Annotated in this window: 16 protein-coding genes; 7 read left to right on the forward strand and 9 right to left on the reverse strand. The window is 37.6% G+C overall.

Going from position 1 to position 14,714, the window contains the following annotated elements; genetic code table 11:
* Positions 1 to 24 precede the first annotated feature (24 nt).
* Positions 25 to 978, reverse strand: a complete 954-nt coding sequence (locus FBT53_RS05210) for a phosphoribosylaminoimidazolesuccinocarboxamide synthase (protein ID WP_136950105.1) — start codon at positions 976 to 978, stop codon at positions 25 to 27.
* Positions 979 to 981: 3 nt separating this feature from the next.
* Entirely contained in the window at positions 982 to 1,941 is a 960-nt protein-coding gene (locus FBT53_RS05215) for a PhoH family protein (RefSeq protein ID WP_136950106.1), read from the reverse strand.
* 120 nt (positions 1,942 to 2,061) lie between these two features.
* Between FBT53_RS05215 and FBT53_RS05220 the strand changes: the two genes are divergently transcribed.
* From FBT53_RS05220 to dnaN, 5 genes are all read left to right on the forward strand, one after another.
* Complete coding sequence (locus FBT53_RS05220) at positions 2,062 to 2,892, forward strand: S-adenosyl-l-methionine hydroxide adenosyltransferase family protein (protein ID WP_136950107.1); 831 nt, start codon at positions 2,062 to 2,064, stop codon at positions 2,890 to 2,892.
* On the forward strand, positions 2,892 to 3,188 hold the full coding sequence (locus FBT53_RS05225; protein ID WP_136950108.1) for a putative quinol monooxygenase: 297 nt from the start codon (positions 2,892 to 2,894) through the stop codon (positions 3,186 to 3,188). The genes FBT53_RS05220 and FBT53_RS05225 overlap by 1 nt, the downstream gene beginning before the upstream one ends.
* A gap of 4 nt (positions 3,189 to 3,192) precedes the next feature.
* On the forward strand, positions 3,193 to 3,924 hold the full coding sequence (gene gldF, locus FBT53_RS05230) for a gliding motility-associated ABC transporter permease subunit GldF (protein WP_136950109.1): 732 nt from the start codon (positions 3,193 to 3,195) through the stop codon (positions 3,922 to 3,924).
* Position 3,925: 1 nt separating this feature from the next.
* On the forward strand, positions 3,926 to 5,593 hold the full coding sequence (gene gldG, locus FBT53_RS05235) for a gliding motility-associated ABC transporter substrate-binding protein GldG (protein WP_136950110.1): 1,668 nt from the start codon (positions 3,926 to 3,928) through the stop codon (positions 5,591 to 5,593).
* Positions 5,594 to 5,712: 119 nt separating this feature from the next.
* Positions 5,713 to 6,831 carry a DNA polymerase III subunit beta gene (dnaN, locus tag FBT53_RS05240; protein ID WP_136950111.1) on the forward strand — a complete coding sequence of 373 codons (1,119 nt, stop codon included), beginning with the start codon at positions 5,713 to 5,715 and terminating at the stop codon, positions 6,829 to 6,831.
* A gap of 65 nt (positions 6,832 to 6,896) precedes the next feature.
* On the opposite strand, the gene FBT53_RS05245 is transcribed toward dnaN, so the two are convergent.
* The 7 genes from FBT53_RS05245 to FBT53_RS05275 form a co-directional block, all read right to left on the reverse strand.
* Positions 6,897 to 7,310, reverse strand: a complete 414-nt coding sequence (locus tag FBT53_RS05245) for a hypothetical protein (RefSeq protein ID WP_136950112.1) — start codon at positions 7,308 to 7,310, stop codon at positions 6,897 to 6,899.
* Between the two features lie 36 nt (positions 7,311 to 7,346).
* A complete protein-coding gene (locus FBT53_RS05250; protein WP_136950113.1) occupies positions 7,347 to 7,901 on the reverse strand; it encodes a hypothetical protein in 555 nt (184 codons plus the stop codon).
* On the reverse strand, positions 7,864 to 8,913 hold the full coding sequence (locus FBT53_RS05255) for a cytochrome-c peroxidase (protein WP_136950114.1): 1,050 nt from the start codon (positions 8,911 to 8,913) through the stop codon (positions 7,864 to 7,866). Before FBT53_RS05255 ends, FBT53_RS05250 begins: the two co-directional genes overlap by 38 nt.
* A 60-nt stretch (positions 8,914 to 8,973) precedes the next feature.
* Positions 8,974 to 9,759 (reverse strand): MbnP family protein, encoded by a 786-nt coding sequence (locus FBT53_RS05260; protein WP_136950115.1) that lies wholly within the window; start codon positions 9,757 to 9,759, stop codon positions 8,974 to 8,976.
* 78 nt (positions 9,760 to 9,837) lie between these two features.
* The gene (locus FBT53_RS05265; RefSeq protein WP_169630314.1) at positions 9,838 to 10,161 is read right to left on the reverse strand and encodes a hypothetical protein; all 324 of its coding nucleotides are present in this window, start codon (positions 10,159 to 10,161) and stop codon (positions 9,838 to 9,840) included.
* Positions 10,162 to 10,269: 108 nt separating this feature from the next.
* Positions 10,270 to 11,175: a hypothetical protein gene (locus FBT53_RS05270; RefSeq protein ID WP_136950117.1), complete on the reverse strand. Its 906-nt coding sequence runs from the start codon at positions 11,173 to 11,175 to the stop codon at positions 10,270 to 10,272.
* Between the two features lie 12 nt (positions 11,176 to 11,187).
* Complete coding sequence (locus FBT53_RS05275) at positions 11,188 to 11,550, reverse strand: DUF4870 domain-containing protein (protein ID WP_136950118.1); 363 nt, start codon at positions 11,548 to 11,550, stop codon at positions 11,188 to 11,190.
* An 86-nt stretch (positions 11,551 to 11,636) separates the two neighbouring features.
* Here FBT53_RS05275 and mnmE point away from each other — a divergent pair, with 86 nt between their 5' ends.
* Together mnmE and FBT53_RS05285 are read left to right on the forward strand one after the other, a co-directional pair.
* Positions 11,637 to 13,007, forward strand: a complete 1,371-nt coding sequence (gene mnmE, locus FBT53_RS05280) for a tRNA uridine-5-carboxymethylaminomethyl(34) synthesis GTPase MnmE (protein WP_136950119.1) — start codon at positions 11,637 to 11,639, stop codon at positions 13,005 to 13,007.
* A gap of 175 nt (positions 13,008 to 13,182) precedes the next feature.
* Positions 13,183 to 13,437, forward strand: a complete 255-nt coding sequence (locus tag FBT53_RS05285) for a hypothetical protein (RefSeq protein ID WP_136950120.1) — start codon at positions 13,183 to 13,185, stop codon at positions 13,435 to 13,437.
* Positions 13,438 to 14,714: the final 1,277 nt, after the last annotated feature.

Below are 14,714 nucleotides of genomic sequence, written 5' to 3' on the forward strand. Positions count from 1 at the left end.
CTAAATCGTATTGTTTATTTCCTATTAACTAGCTAGGTAACTATTTACATTAGTACCAATGCGTTCGTGTATATTACTTACATCTGCCTTAACAAAGGTTTCTCCAGTAATACTTTCGTACAATTCTATATACCTATCAGATACGGATTCAATGTATTCATCACTCATCTCTGGCACTTGCTGCCCTTCTAAGCCTTGAAAACCGTTGCTAATAAGCCATTGACGTACAAACTCTTTAGACAACTGCTTCTGTGGCTCCCCTTTTTCTTGTCTTTCTTCATAACCTTCCGCATAAAAGTAACGCGAAGAGTCTGGCGTGTGTATTTCATCGATTAAGACAATTTCTCCAGCTTTTGTCTTACCAAATTCGTATTTGGTATCCACTAAGATTAAGCCTCTTTTGGCTGCAATCTCCGTACCCCTTGCAAATAGTGCTTTGGTATATTTTTCTAGCACCGCGTAATCGGCTTCAGAAACAATACCCTTAGCCAAAATATCGTCTTTAGAAATATCCTCATCATGGTCTCCTTTTTCTGCTTTTGTAGCAGGAGTGATTATAGGTTCTGGAAATTTATCATTTTCCTTCATCCCCTCTGGCATAGCAACGCCACATAAGCTACGCTTACCCGCTTTATATTCTCTGGCGGCATGTCCAGACATATACCCTCTTATCACCATTTCTACTTTAAAAGGCTCACAAGCTTGGCCTACCGCAACGTTCGGGTCTGGCGTTGCCAACAACCAATTGGGTACAATATCTGCCGTGGCCTCCATCATTTTGGTAGCAATCTGGTTTAAGATTTGTCCTTTGTAGGGTATTCCTTTTGGCATTACCACATCAAATGCAGAAAGGCGGTCTGTAGCCACCATTACCAAAACGTCATTTTTTAAAGTGTAAACTTCTCTTACTTTTCCTTTGTACACCGCTTGCTGGTTGGCAAAGGTGTAGTTGGTATCCATTAGTGTATTTGCAGCCATCTACTAATATTGGTTTTGATGCTCAATGTCTTTATATGCTTCTATTACTTTCTTTACAAGTTTATGGCGAATCACATCTTTATCATCCAAATAAATAATTTTGATGCCTTCTACATTCTTTAAAATAAGAATTGCCTCTTTTAGACCCGAAATTACTCGGCGTGGTAAATCTATTTGCCCTGGGTCTCCCGTTAGTAAAAACTTAGCATTTTTACCCATCCTTGTCAGGAACATTTTCATTTGTGCGTGGGTAGTGTTTTGGGCCTCGTCTAGGATTACAAAAGCATTATCTAAGGTTCTACCCCGCATAAATGCCATTGGCGCTATTTGTATGGTACCGTCTTCTATGTATTTGTCTAGTTTTTCTGGCGCAATCATATCCCGCAATGCATCATACAAAGGCTGCATATAAGGGTCTAGCTTTTCTTTTAAATCACCCGGTAAAAAACCTAAATTCTCACCTGCCTCTACCGCTGGTCTTGTTAAAATAATACGTCTTACCTGCTTTTCTTTCAGCGCTTTTACGGCCATAGCTACTCCCGTATAGGTTTTACCGGTACCTGCAGGCCCAATGGCAAAAACCATATCATTTTTCATGATAGCATCTACCAATTTACGCTGATTCACGGTTTGTGCTTTTATAAGCCTACCGCTAACGCCATGCACCAACACTTCTCCACTCGCCGCAGAAGATTGTATTTCTTCTTGGGTATCAGATGTGAGTAGTCTTTCTATAGCGTTTTCATCAATTTTATTGTACTTGGCAAAATGCGTGGTAATCATATCAAACCTGCGGTCAAACTCCTCCAGCATCTCTTCATCACCGTATACTTTTATCTTGTTGCCTCTTGCTACTATTTTTAGTTTGGGAAAGTATTTTTTGAGTAACTCAATATTCTCATTTTGGTTGCCAAAAAAGTCCCTTGGGCTTATCTCTGTAAGTTCTATTATTAATTCGTTCAAAAAAAGAAAGTATTAAAGTTGTGGGGTTATAAATTTGTGGTTGTTTACTTTTATATAATTTTACAAACAAACTTAACCAAAATACGCTTTTAACCGGCAAAAAACTATCAACAGCATTTAATGGCTCTTATTACCCTAACTACAGATTTTGGAACTAAAGACCACTTTGCTGCCGTGGTTAAAGGCACCATCCTTAAAGAGGTTCCGCAAACTACAGTTGTTGATATCTCTCACCAAGTAGCTCCTTTTAACATACAAGAATGCGCCTATTTAGTAAAGAATAGCTACCATGCATTCCCTAAAGGGAGTATCCATATTGTGGGTATAGATTCTGAGTGGTCTCCAGAAAATGAGCACATTATAGTCTTAGTAGATGGGCATTATTTTGTAAGTGCAAACAACGGTGTAATATCGTTAATAACTTCTGAAAAACAGCCAGAAAAGCTCATGGTGATAAACCTTCCTAATACGGATTTCACAAGTTTTCCGGTACTTGATATTTTTGTGCCTGTGGCGTGCCATTTAGCTAGGGGTGGACAACCAGAAGTACTGAGTAGCCCGTTTACCGAATTAAAGGAACTGCGTGATTTTAAACCGAGAATAGAAAATAATGGTAAAACCATAATTGGCAATGTCATTTATATAGACAATTACGGCAACGTAGTGACCAACATTCAAAAAAGTACTTTTGAGGCCTACCGAAACGGGCGTGAATTTGAGATAAATGCCAGAAGAGAAAAGATTTACACTATTGAAAAGAGTTATAATGGCATTGTAAATTTTGAACTAGATAAAAATAAACGTAAAGGTCCAGGAGATTTACTTGCGCTTTTTAATGCGGCAGATTATCTAGAACTTGCTATTTTTAAGAGCGATTTAAATACCGTAGGCGGTGCCTCTACTTTAATAGGGTTACATTACCGCGATATTATCACCATAAACTTTTTATAATGCTGGTACGGATTGTAAAGCTCACTTTTAAAGAAGAACATATACCCCAGTTTGAAGCTATTTTTGAAGCCACAAAAGATAAAATTAGAAATTTTGAGGGTTGTAATTTTTTAGAACTCTATCAAGATGTAAATTCGCCCCAAATATTTTTCACCTACAGTTACTGGGAGAATGAAGCTGCCCTGAATACCTACAGAGCATCTGATTTTTTTACAGGGGTATGGAGCAAAACCAAAGTTTTATTTGCTGATAAACCGCAAGCTTGGAGCGTAACTAAAAAAGCTAGTTTAAATTAAACCTATGATAGCCATTTTAAAAAAAGAAATTCTTTCCTTTTTTAACTCCCCTATCGGATACCTTATCTTCATCTTGTTCTTTGTGTTGAACGGATTATTCTTGTGGGTATTTAAGGGCGATTTTAACCTTTTGGATTATGGATTTGCAGACTTAAGCTTGTTTTTCCTGCTTATCCCTTGGATATTTTTATTCTTAATCCCAGCCATCACTATGAAGAGTTTTTCTGAAGAACTAAAGATGGGTACGCTAGAGTTACTTTTAATAAAGCCTATAAGTACTAAAGCCATTGTTATAGGTAAATTTTTAGGCGCTTTACTATTAGTGGTTTTAGCCTTGCTACCTACCATTGTATATGTATTGGCCATAGGGGCTTTAGGCAGTGTCAGCAATAATTATGATATGGGAATGGTGCTAGGGTCTTATTTTGGATTGTTCTTTTTAGCTGCCATGTATTGTGCCATTGGTGTATTTGCTTCCAGTCTTAGTAGTAGTCAAATTTTTGCGTTTATTCTAGGAGCTCTACTATGTTTTGTACTATTCTATGGCTTTCAAGGATTGGCCACATTAGCAGAAGATGGAGCTATACAATTACAAATTCAAAATTTAGGTGCTCAAGCACATTTTAAAAGCATCGCCAGAGGCATAATAGACACTAGAGACCTTATTTATTTTTTAAGTATTACGGTCTTCTTTCTCTTTATGGCCTCCATTAGCATTAAGAAAAGCAATTCCTAAGATGAAACAACAACTAAAATACAGTATACTAGGGCTTGCTGCAGTGGTTGCTATTAACGTGCTAGCTAGTTATGTGTATCATCGTTTTGATTTAACTGAAGACAAGAGATATACCTTATCAGAAGCTGCACTACAAACCGTTGCCAATTTTAAAAGTCCTATAGTTGTAGATGTGCTGTTAGAAGGCAATTTACCGGCGGAGTTTAGTAGATTAAAAACCGAAACCATATTGCTCTTGGAGCAATTTAGAGCAGAAAACAGAAAAATTACATTTAACCTAATAGATCCTAAAGAAGGCATAGATAATCCGGAGGAATTTATGGCGCAGATGCAACAGCTAGGGTTAAAGCCAGTTAATGTTACTTTAAGTGAGGACGGTAAAACTTCTCAAGAAATTATTTTTCCTTGGGCTATGGTGAATTCTGGTAACCAAACCGTAAAGGTGCCGCTACTCAAAAATAAACTGGGAGCAACACCAGAAGAACGTATTAACAATAGCGTTCAACAACTGGAATATGCCTTTGCAGACGCTTTCACTAAAATTGGAATTAAAGACAAGAAGAAAATTGCGGTATTAAAAGGTAATGGTGAATTGGAGGACCAGTACATGGCTGATTTTCTAACAAGCATCAGAGATTATTACAACATCGGTGCTATTACGTTAGACTCTGTAGCTGCGAATCCGAATCGGGTTTTAGATCAATTAAAAACGTTTGATTTAGCCCTTGTTGCCAAACCCACCCAAGCCTTTACAGAAGAAGAAAAGTACGTATTGGATCAATACATTGTACAGGGTGGTAAATCGCTTTGGCTGGTAGACCAAGTGGCTATGGAAATAGATAGCTTATACAATGAAAACGGGAGCAATATCGCTTTAAAAAGAGAACTAAATCTGGACGACTTCTTTTTTAAATATGGCATACGTGTAAATCCTGTTTTGGTGAACGATTTGTACAATACTCCCATTGTTTTAGCTACCGGTAGCAGTACTGATAGCCAATACAATCCGTTACCTTGGGTGTATAACCCCATGGTGTTCTCTAGGGAAAATCACCCTATCAATAAAAATATTGAAGCCGTACGTTTTCAGTTTGCAAATGGTATTGATATTTTAAATACCGGAGCCCGTAAAACAGTATTACTCGCTTCTTCTCCACTTTCCAAAACAGAAGGGAGCCCAAAAACAATCAGTTTAGATATTTTAGCGCAAACGCCTAATGAAAAGCAATATGAACAAAATGCCGGAACGCCTTTGGCGGTTTTGATAGAGGGCGAATTTAATTCTGCCTACACCAATAGGGTTAAACCGGTAAAATTGACGAATGCCGCGGAAAAAGGAGCAAGAAATAAAATGATTGTTATTGCCGATGGCGACCTTATAAAGAATCAGTTACGCAATGGCTTGCCTTTAGAACTGGGGTATGATAAATGGACCAATAGCTTCTACGGAAACAAAGAATTTTTAACCAACTGCGTAAATTACTTGCTAGATGACACTGGACTTATAAACATTAGAAATAAAAAGGTGGCTATTCCATTGCTAGACCCACAAAAAATTAGCGAACAAAAAAGTAAATGGCAGCTCATAAATATCTTATTACCAATACTTTTAGTAGTTTTACTTGGCATAAGTTACGGTTGGTATAGAAAACAAAACTATAAGGCTTAAGTGTTAATAAAATAGTTTCTTATCCCCAGCGAATTAAAATATATTTGCTGTTAGCCAATTGATGGAACGCCAAGTAGGCGTATATTTAATGTAGAAACAAGATTGCAAAAATCTATTTGATGAAATTCATAGTATCTAGTACGTATTTATTAAAGCAATTACAAGTCTTGGGCGGGGTTATTAATAATAGTAACACCCTACCAATCTTGGATAATTTTTTGTTCGATTTAAATAAGAACAGCTTAACGGTGTCTGCCTCTGATTTGGAGACTACCATGAGTTCTGTGATTGAAGTAGACTCGGATTCCGAAGGTGTCATCGCTTTGCCTGCCCGTTTGCTTTTAGACACGCTAAAAACGTTCCCAGAGCAACCGTTAACCTTTGTAGTAGAAGACAACAATACGGTAGAGATTAGCTCTAACCACGGTAAATATGCGCTAGCTTATGCGGATGGTGCAGAGTTCCCAAAGGCTATTGAATTAACCAATCCTAGCTCCACAACTATTATGGGTGATGTATTGGCTACTGCTATTAGTAAAACCATATTTGCTGCAGGTAATGATGATTTACGCCCGGTAATGAGTGGTGTATTTTTCCAGTTCTCTCCAGAGAATTTGACCTTTGTATCTACAGATGCGCATAAATTGGTAAAGTACCAACGCATGGATATTTCAGCATCTGAGGTGGCAGAATTCATCATGCCTAAAAAACCATTGACCTTACTAAAAGGGATTTTAGCAGGTTCAGAGTCTGACGTTACTATAGAGTATAACGAGAGTAATGCTAAATTTACCTTTGACCAAACAGAACTAATCTGTAGGTTGATTGACGGTAAATATCCCAATTACGAGGCGGTTATCCCTAAAGAAAACCCTAACGTATTAAGTATTTCTAGAACGCAATTGTTAAGTTCTGTTAGAAGGGTGTCTATCTTCTCTAACAAAACTACCCACCAAATACGCTTAAAAATTGCTGGGGCAGAACTAAATATTTCTGCAGAAGATGTGGACTACAGCAATAAAGCAGAGGAGCGTTTATCTTGTAGTTACCAAGGAGACGACATGCAAATAGGATTTAACTCCCGCTTCTTAGTAGAAATGCTAAACAATTTATCTTCTGATGATGTCACTTTAGAAATGAGTTTACCTAACCGTGCTGGAATTTTAACTCCCGCAGATGGTTTAGACGAAGGAGAAAAAGTAACCATGTTGGTGATGCCGGTAATGTTAAACGGCTAAACAATTAGAATACGTTACAACAAATAAAAACCACTGCAAATGCAGTGGTTTTCTTTTGGTCAAAACTAAATGGTGTAGTTCAAGTAAAACAGATATCGCTGTTTAATTTTAACATCGCCAGCAAATAAATCCTGGCCAAGGGGTAGGCCTACATCAGCACCTATCACAAAACGATTGATAGAAAATTCTGCTCCAATAGTTCCCAAATGCATATAGCCATCAGTCTCTGGTAATGCATCTCCATACTGTTCTATTTTCTGAAAAAAATCGCCACTCAAACCTATAAATGGCGCTAATACATGGGTACCTACTAAAAATCCATTAAATACTTTGGCATTGTAACTCAACTGATTCCCAAAACGGTAATCGTTTTTATTTTCACCTTTTAAAAAGTAACTACCCGTTACATTTACCCCAAACATTTTTTGGCTGTAACTGTATCCCGCAGAAAGTACGGCGTCTGTACTCCCCGTCCCCACTTGAAATCCTGGGTTTACCCGGTCGGTAAGTACTTGCTAAAATTCTCCTGTGGGTAATTTTAATCCTAATCCAAAGCGTAGTGAGTGGCCAGAAAACTGTGGCATGGTCACCATTGTGATTTCAGTTTCTGCTGCCGTTGCCGCTGTTTTCTTTTTAAAACGTAAAGTGTACCATCCAATAACACTTACATCTCCCAAACCGCTAATATTTTCTGAGCGGTCTGTAAATTCTCTATTTAAATCTTGAAAAGGCACCGTAGCCGTAAGATGAAAATTAGGAGCTATGGGCAATTGTGCCCATAATTGATAGGTATTAAAATGCTCTTTGCTAGTAGGGGAATCATTAAAAATACCATCTTTAGACTCAAATTGCTGGTAACTATAGCGCAGCCCTATAAAATTGGTATTGCCAAGGGTACCATACCCAAAATTACCCCCAGTAGTAGCACAACCGCAAAAATCGCACTCATAAGTCCACCATCCGCGGTAATTTAAAGGATAAGGAGTATTGGCCCATCCTTTTAGCGTAAAAAAGCAAGCCAAAGCGGCTAAACTAAAATTCCGCAAAACGTTCATCTTGTAAAAATTCATGATCTGTTAAGGTCTTTAAAAATTGTATAATATCGTGCTTCTCAGTATCGGTTAAGGCAATACCAAAACGCCCATCTTCTTGTAGTAGACTGTGGTCTACATTGCCATTATCTACCATCCCGTCTGTATAAAAATTTAGTACTGCTTCTAAGGTAGCAAAACGCCCGTCATGCATGTATGGGAAACTCACCTCTACATTTCTTAAACTTGGTACTCTAAATTTGTAATAATCTTCTTGATATCCACTCACGCGCATGCGTCCTTCTTCTTCTGGAAATCTTGTGTTAAAAGGTAATCCATTATTGCGGTACGTTTGGTCTGTAAATAAACTCCCCGTATGACAACTGGCACATTTGCTTGCAAAAAGCTTTTCTCCCGCCAATTCTGCCGCAGTTAAGGTAACCCCCTCTTCTCCTCTACTATATTTATCGTACTTGCTATTCCCAGAAACCATTTGCAGCATAAACTGAGACAAGGCTTTGAGCATACGCTCACTCGTAATACTATCCGTTCCAAAAGCAGCACGGAATAGTTTTGGGTATTCCGGGCTCGCCTTTAGTTTAGAAAGTACATTGGGTATCGTCTCATCCATTTCTACCTCGGCAGTAATAGGGATAATGGGTTGCAAGTCCAAGTGTATCGCTGCACCATCCCAATTAAATTCTTTGGCAAAAGCAAGATTGTGTAAAGGTTGCGAATTTCTAAAACCTTCTAAGCCATTCACTCCATGACTCACGGTATGCCCATGATGGGTAAAAGAAAAGGCCTGTTCATGGCAAAATCCACAAGAAATGACCCCTGTGGAAGACAATTGCCCGTCATAAAACAAGCTTTTCCCTAAGGCTATCCCTTCTTCGGTAAGTGGATTAGTTTCAAAATCATATAAAGGTGCAGGAAAATTATCGGGTATTTCTAAAGTAACGGGCGTTGGCACCGCAGTATACTCCGCTGTATCCTCACTACACGCTAGGACTGTAAAACACAGTCCCAAAAGCAAACTCCATCTTTTCATAGCTGTAAAAATTAAAGGGAACTTGGGAAGCTTATTGGCCTCCCAAGTGTTACAAACCCACTAGTTATGGATGTGATCCACGGTAAACATTGCAGCAGCATTGGTAGCTACCATCGGTGATTTTTCTGGGTCTACGTGTATTTGTGATTGCTCTTCTAAATACAACTTACCGGTACCCGATAGCAATTGAGATATATCTGCAACCAAGTGTATTTCTGGTGTTATGTCTGTACGTACTTTAGCAGATACAGGTAGGTCTAAAGACACTTCTTTGTAGTTATCTAATGCGGTACCGTGGCTCCCCATGTGTATAGCAAAAGGGGTTTCTTCCGTAGTATTTTCTCCAGTAAAACGGCCTTCAAAACGAATGAATTTATACCCTGCTTGCCATGACCAAAGCATCCCCTCTTCGGTTGCTGTGGTCAAAAAATCACCTTGACCCTCTACCCCTTGTAAATATTTCTCCTGATCTATACCTAAGCCAAAATGTATTTTAACGTAATCCGCCGCAGGTACGTTTACTATCGTTACAAATCTAGAAGCGTCATCAGACAAATCAATTACATTAAGCGCCTCTTGTTCTGGGACTACAAAAACATTTCCTACCGCATCTTCTAAGCGAATGTTACTTACAATATATTTTAACGTATCTATGGCTATTTTTTCCGTTCCGTTAGCATCGTAAAAGGCGGTTTGTAGTAATAGCTGAGAGCCAGCATAGCTGTTATCAAATTCTATACGGGCGGTACCTTCTCCAGTAAGTTCGTTCGCCGTATCATCTTCATTATCACAAGAAATAAGCGCAATAGCAAACAACGCCGTTGCCAAGTAATTATAAACTTTCATTTTGTTTTATTAATGGTTGCGTAGCACTATATAAGGCCAGTGACTAAAGCCTGTAAAAAAAAAGGTGTGAATGAAAGTTTAGCAGCTCGGGGGGCGTAGCATGCGGTTTACCCTAACGTAGCTCCAACTAGCGTCTAAAGAAAATAGTTGTTGTTGGGTATGTTCTTTATGGAACTGAAATGAAAAATCTGTAGTTTGCTGCACAAACAAGGGCACAAAAGCTTCCATGAGCGTTAAGGCAGCATTGGTGGCACTGTCTTGTCTTTTTTGGTCATCAGCGGCAGCCAATTGTTGCATTAAATAACACTTACCATTACAAGCTAACTCTGGACGTTCCTTGTTAATACAGTAATTTTCTATGATATAATCTACATTTAACTGAAAATAGGAAAAGTACCCCACATAATAGGCAGGCCTAAGGGCAAAGGTAAGTAACAATAAAAGGGCCAGGTACTTTTTCAGTGTCTGTAAATTTGTGTAAATATAAATACTTGATTGTTTATTCAAAAATTAATCTATCGGATGGCTAAAAATCAACTTATTCTTCTTATCAAACTTCAACATTTCCTTCGCTTTTTTATGGCTTTCTTTAAATTCTTTTAAACCAGTACCTTTACATATACCATAAGAATAATGATACGATAAAATTTCTAAGGCTTCCTTATTAAAAATTTTACGCCCTGTGTTACAATCTGAAAGATAACTTTGGCAAGGTAAATTTTTAATTCCTTTAAAATTTCCAAGACTTTGATAGAACCTCCATTTTAAAATGTCATCAATTCTAGTGTTCTCAATTTTATCAGTATCAATTTTTATTTCTCCTCTTATTATTTGCGCCTTATTGTTCCATACTACAAAATAGCCCTCATTATAATTTTTTGAAATAGTTTTGAATTGATTATCTCTTTTATAATCACTGAAATCAATAATATAATTAGCGAATTTCTTATTATTGACAATTGAAATATCTAAAGAGTCTATCTTATTTAAGGTATCTTTAATAAAGTTATTTAAAGTCGTTCTATTGGTTTTGGGTACAGTATTGGTATAAAAAATTTTTATAGGTTTCTTCCAATAAACCATTCGGTTTTTTGAAATCGTATCATTCAGATTTGTAGCCTTAAAAGCGATTTTTACGTAAGTATTTAAAAAGATTTCATCTTTATATTCATAAGGTACATTAGAAAACTTTTTTTTATTAAGAACAAATCCACCTTTGATTCTAATTAAAGTATCTTTATTAGAGATGAAATAACCAATAGAATCCCCCAAGGATAACTTACTATTCTTTTTTAATTCTTTGTAATTACTGTAGGGTATCGGTATTTCTTGTATGTTATTTATTTCGTTCTGAGCAGTTTGAGAAATAACAAAACAAAAGTTAAAAAACAGCACTAACACAAAATAATATCTCATTTTACAAATATACTAACTTATAAAGCGAATGGTTAAGAACTGACTAGGTGCTTCTCCATTGGCTGCCTTCACTGCGTTTACAATAGGGAGTACAAAACCAACTATGCCTAAGAATATCAAGGATAATATTCCTAAACCAAATAGCAATATTGCGGGTATGCTTATCACAATATACAATAAAAGACTCAATTGAAAATTGATGATAGATTTACCATGCTCGTTCATCCCCTCCACATCATTACGGGTGGCTAACCATAATACTAAGGGCACTATAAAGCCCCCACAACCGGTTACATAATGTAATAATTGGGATAAATGTGTTAGGGCTAATAAGGTATTGTCTTCTCTTTTTACGCGTGATTGTAGTACTTCCATGATTGTATTGATTGATGATTACAGTATATCAGTATACAAAACTTTTAAAATGTTACAGCCGCGGCCTTAATTTGTACTTTTGCAGCATGCTTTACAATGAGAATATAATTGCATTGGCTACCCCTGCGGGTATGGGTGCCATTGCTGTTTTACGTATATCTGGGCCAGACGCTATTACTTTGGTGAATCATCAGTTTGAATCTATCCATAAAAAAAACCTACTAGACCAAAAAAGCCACACCATTCATTTGGGGTACATTAAAGACGGGGATAAGGTTTTAGACCAGGTTTTGGTTTCTTTATTTAAAGGCCCCAACAGCTATACCGGAGAAAATGTTGTAGAAATTTCTTGCCACGGTTCGGTTTATATTCAACAACAGATAATTCAGTTGTTTTTAGGCAAAGGCTGCCGCATGGCTACGGAAGGCGAATTTACCCTGCGTGCCTTTTTAAATGGAAAAATGGATTTGAGTCAGGCCGAGGCTGTGGCCGACCTCATTGCGAGTGACAGTCAGGCGAGCCATGATATTGCCATACAACAAATGCGTGGTGGTTTTAGCAATCAAATTCAAGAATTGCGAGAAGAGCTATTAAATTTTGCTTCGTTGATTGAGTTGGAGCTTGATTTTTCTGAAGAAGATGTAGAATTTGCAGATCGTAGTCAGTTTATAGACTTACTCAATAGAATTACGGCAGTGTTAAAGCAGCTTATCGATTCCTTTGCACTGGGCAATGTACTAAAACAGGGGATTCCCGTAGCTATTGTTGGGGAACCCAATGTAGGTAAATCTACCCTACTTAATGCCTTGTTAAATGAGGAACGCGCTATTGTCAGTGACATTCCCGGAACTACCAGAGATACGGTAGAAGACCAAATAGCTATTGGCGGCGTAAGTTTTCGGTTTATAGATACGGCGGGGATCAGAGAAACGGAAGACCATGTAGAAAAAATTGGCATACAACGTGCGTTTGAGAAGATAGAAAAAGCACAGGTGGTGTTGTATTTGTTTGATGCTCAGAAAGACAAAAGTCAAGAAATTGCAGTCTTAAAAGAAAAGTTTCCACACAAACGTATTCTGTTATTAGCCAATAAAGCTGAAAGTCTAAGCGATGAAACCAAAAAAGAGCTTACAGCAACCTACCAACCGCTACTTTTACTTTCTGCCAAAACAGGAGCCGGTATAGAAGCCTTGAAAGAGGAATTATTAGCCATGACGGTAAAGGGCGAATTGGGGGCTGGTAACCAAATTGTAACCAACAGTAGGCATTACGATTCTCTGATTAAGGCGATGGAAGAAGTATCCAAAGTAAAAGAAGGAATGGATGCCGAATTGCCAAGCGATTTAATTGCGATAGACATACGGCAAGTGCTTTTTCATCTGGGCGAAATTACCGGACAAGTGACGAATGACGAATTGTTGGGGAATATTTTCTCTAATTTCTGTATCGGGAAGTAGCAAAGACGCTTTTTTATAATTTTCTGAAATTCAAATAAATACTGCGTTTTTAGTGATTTAAGACGATAAAAATTGGATTAACCTAGTGTTAAAGTTTGTAGGTATTTCGATAAACTGCGTAGGAACACGAAATATTTTCGATTATATTAGTCTTCAATTAAGCACTACACCAAATATGACGCTTTACTATTTTATGATGTTAGACGAATGCGATCAGATTGCTCGTCTTATGGTACAAGGCTGTTGCCTAGCCAAGCTAAAACGCAACAATATTGTGTACGTTTTATATGCGTACGAAAGCTTTTTTGTGGAGTTTGAATATACTACCGCTTTCCAAGGGATTTCTAACGACCCCGTGATTATAGACAAACACATTTTCCGTGAAGGCGAACGTTTAGACAAGTATACGTTAAAAAGGGTTCTGGCGTAGTTGTTCGTTGTTCGTTGTTCGTAGAAGAAAAGAATTTATACCTATTTTCAAAACAGCAGCAATTGAAAACAATTCTGTATTATGACTAGTCTTAATACGTAATACGTGCTACTTTTTACTAAAGAATGAGATGCTGAAACACGTTCAGCATGACGATAAATCTTAGTACGCTGTACTTCATACTTTTTACTGCTAACTACTAACTACTAACTTTTTACTAAAGAATGAGATGCTGAAACAAGTTCAGCATGACGAAGGAAAACGTTACTTTGTACTTCATACTCCGTACTTTTTACTATTAACTTCTAACTCTTAACTCAAAAACAGACCCCTCAGTCCTGCGGACAGCTCCCCTAACTTAAGGGAGCAGCTGTATTTTCCTTTTAACTGGATTTCGTTTGTTGTGAGGAAGATGCTGAAACAAGTTCAGCATAACGCCAAGACTTATAAATAAAAAAGTCTATCTTAGAATTGATAGTGAATATTGGACAAACGTCGGTATGCAGTACTAACGAGCGAAATAGCGGAAGTGCGTTTCGAACTTGTTCGAAAAAGAGCATGCAGCATTGAGAGGGAGTGTTGCGTAGCAAGTACCTCATACAGACTTGATTTTTTGTTCGGCCTGTGCTCCATCTCGCTCAAAGTATACTTTGCCGTGTATCAAGACAAAAGAAAAAAAGAAAAAATGTATAGAATACCAGTCGTAGCGGCGCTACAACTATCGAAATGACAAGGAGTAAGGATTTGATAGTACTTTTTACTTCTAACTACTAACTTTTTACTCCTCAAGAGATTTCTCAGTCATAGCAAGGCTACTCCTATCGAAATGACGTGGAGCACAAATTTGATAAGACTTAATACTCTGTACTCCGTACTTTTTACTATTAACCCTTAACTCAAAATCAGACCCCTCAGTCCTGCGGACAGCTCCCCTAACTTAAGGGAGCAGCTGTATTTTCTTTTAAAATAGGTTACATTTAAAGTGAGGAAGATGCAGAAACAAGTTCAGCATGAGGGTAAATCTTAGTACGCTGTACTTCATACTTTTTACTCTTTAATAGATTTCTCAGTCGTAGCGACGCTACTCCTATCGAAATGACATGGAGCACGGATTTGAAAAGGCTTTGTACTTCATACTCCGTACTTTTTACTATTAACTTCTAACTACTTACTCTTAACTCAAAATCAGACCCCTCAGTCCTGCGGACAGCTCCCCTAACTTAAGGGAGCAGCTGTATTTTACTTTTAAACTAGATTTCGTTTAAAGTGACAAGATG

Origin of the sequence: Flavobacterium sp. ASW18X (assembly GCF_005144745.1) — a bacterium.
GTDB lineage: Bacteria > Bacteroidota > Bacteroidia > Flavobacteriales > Flavobacteriaceae > Croceivirga.

Coding starts and splice junctions, on each gene's coding strand:
- FBT53_RS05210 (WP_136950105.1), bottom strand. CDS start 978: ATGGCTGCAAATACACTAATGGATACCAACTACACCTTTGCCAACCAG.
- FBT53_RS05220 (WP_136950107.1), top strand. CDS start 2,062: ATGGCTCTTATTACCCTAACTACAGATTTTGGAACTAAAGACCACTTT.
- FBT53_RS05225 (WP_136950108.1), top strand. CDS start 2,892: ATGCTGGTACGGATTGTAAAGCTCACTTTTAAAGAAGAACATATACCC.
- gldF (WP_136950109.1), top strand. CDS start 3,193: ATGATAGCCATTTTAAAAAAAGAAATTCTTTCCTTTTTTAACTCCCCT.
- gldG (WP_136950110.1), top strand. CDS start 3,926: ATGAAACAACAACTAAAATACAGTATACTAGGGCTTGCTGCAGTGGTT.
- dnaN (WP_136950111.1), top strand. CDS start 5,713: ATGAAATTCATAGTATCTAGTACGTATTTATTAAAGCAATTACAAGTC.
- FBT53_RS05250 (WP_136950113.1), bottom strand. CDS start 7,901: ATGAATTTTTACAAGATGAACGTTTTGCGGAATTTTAGTTTAGCCGCT.
- FBT53_RS05255 (WP_136950114.1), bottom strand. CDS start 8,913: ATGAAAAGATGGAGTTTGCTTTTGGGACTGTGTTTTACAGTCCTAGCG.
- FBT53_RS05260 (WP_136950115.1), bottom strand. CDS start 9,759: ATGAAAGTTTATAATTACTTGGCAACGGCGTTGTTTGCTATTGCGCTT.
- FBT53_RS05270 (WP_136950117.1), bottom strand. CDS start 11,175: ATGAGATATTATTTTGTGTTAGTGCTGTTTTTTAACTTTTGTTTTGTT.
- FBT53_RS05275 (WP_136950118.1), bottom strand. CDS start 11,550: ATGGAAGTACTACAATCACGCGTAAAAAGAGAAGACAATACCTTATTA.
- mnmE (WP_136950119.1), top strand. CDS start 11,637: ATGCTTTACAATGAGAATATAATTGCATTGGCTACCCCTGCGGGTATG.
- FBT53_RS05285 (WP_136950120.1), top strand. CDS start 13,183: ATGACGCTTTACTATTTTATGATGTTAGACGAATGCGATCAGATTGCT.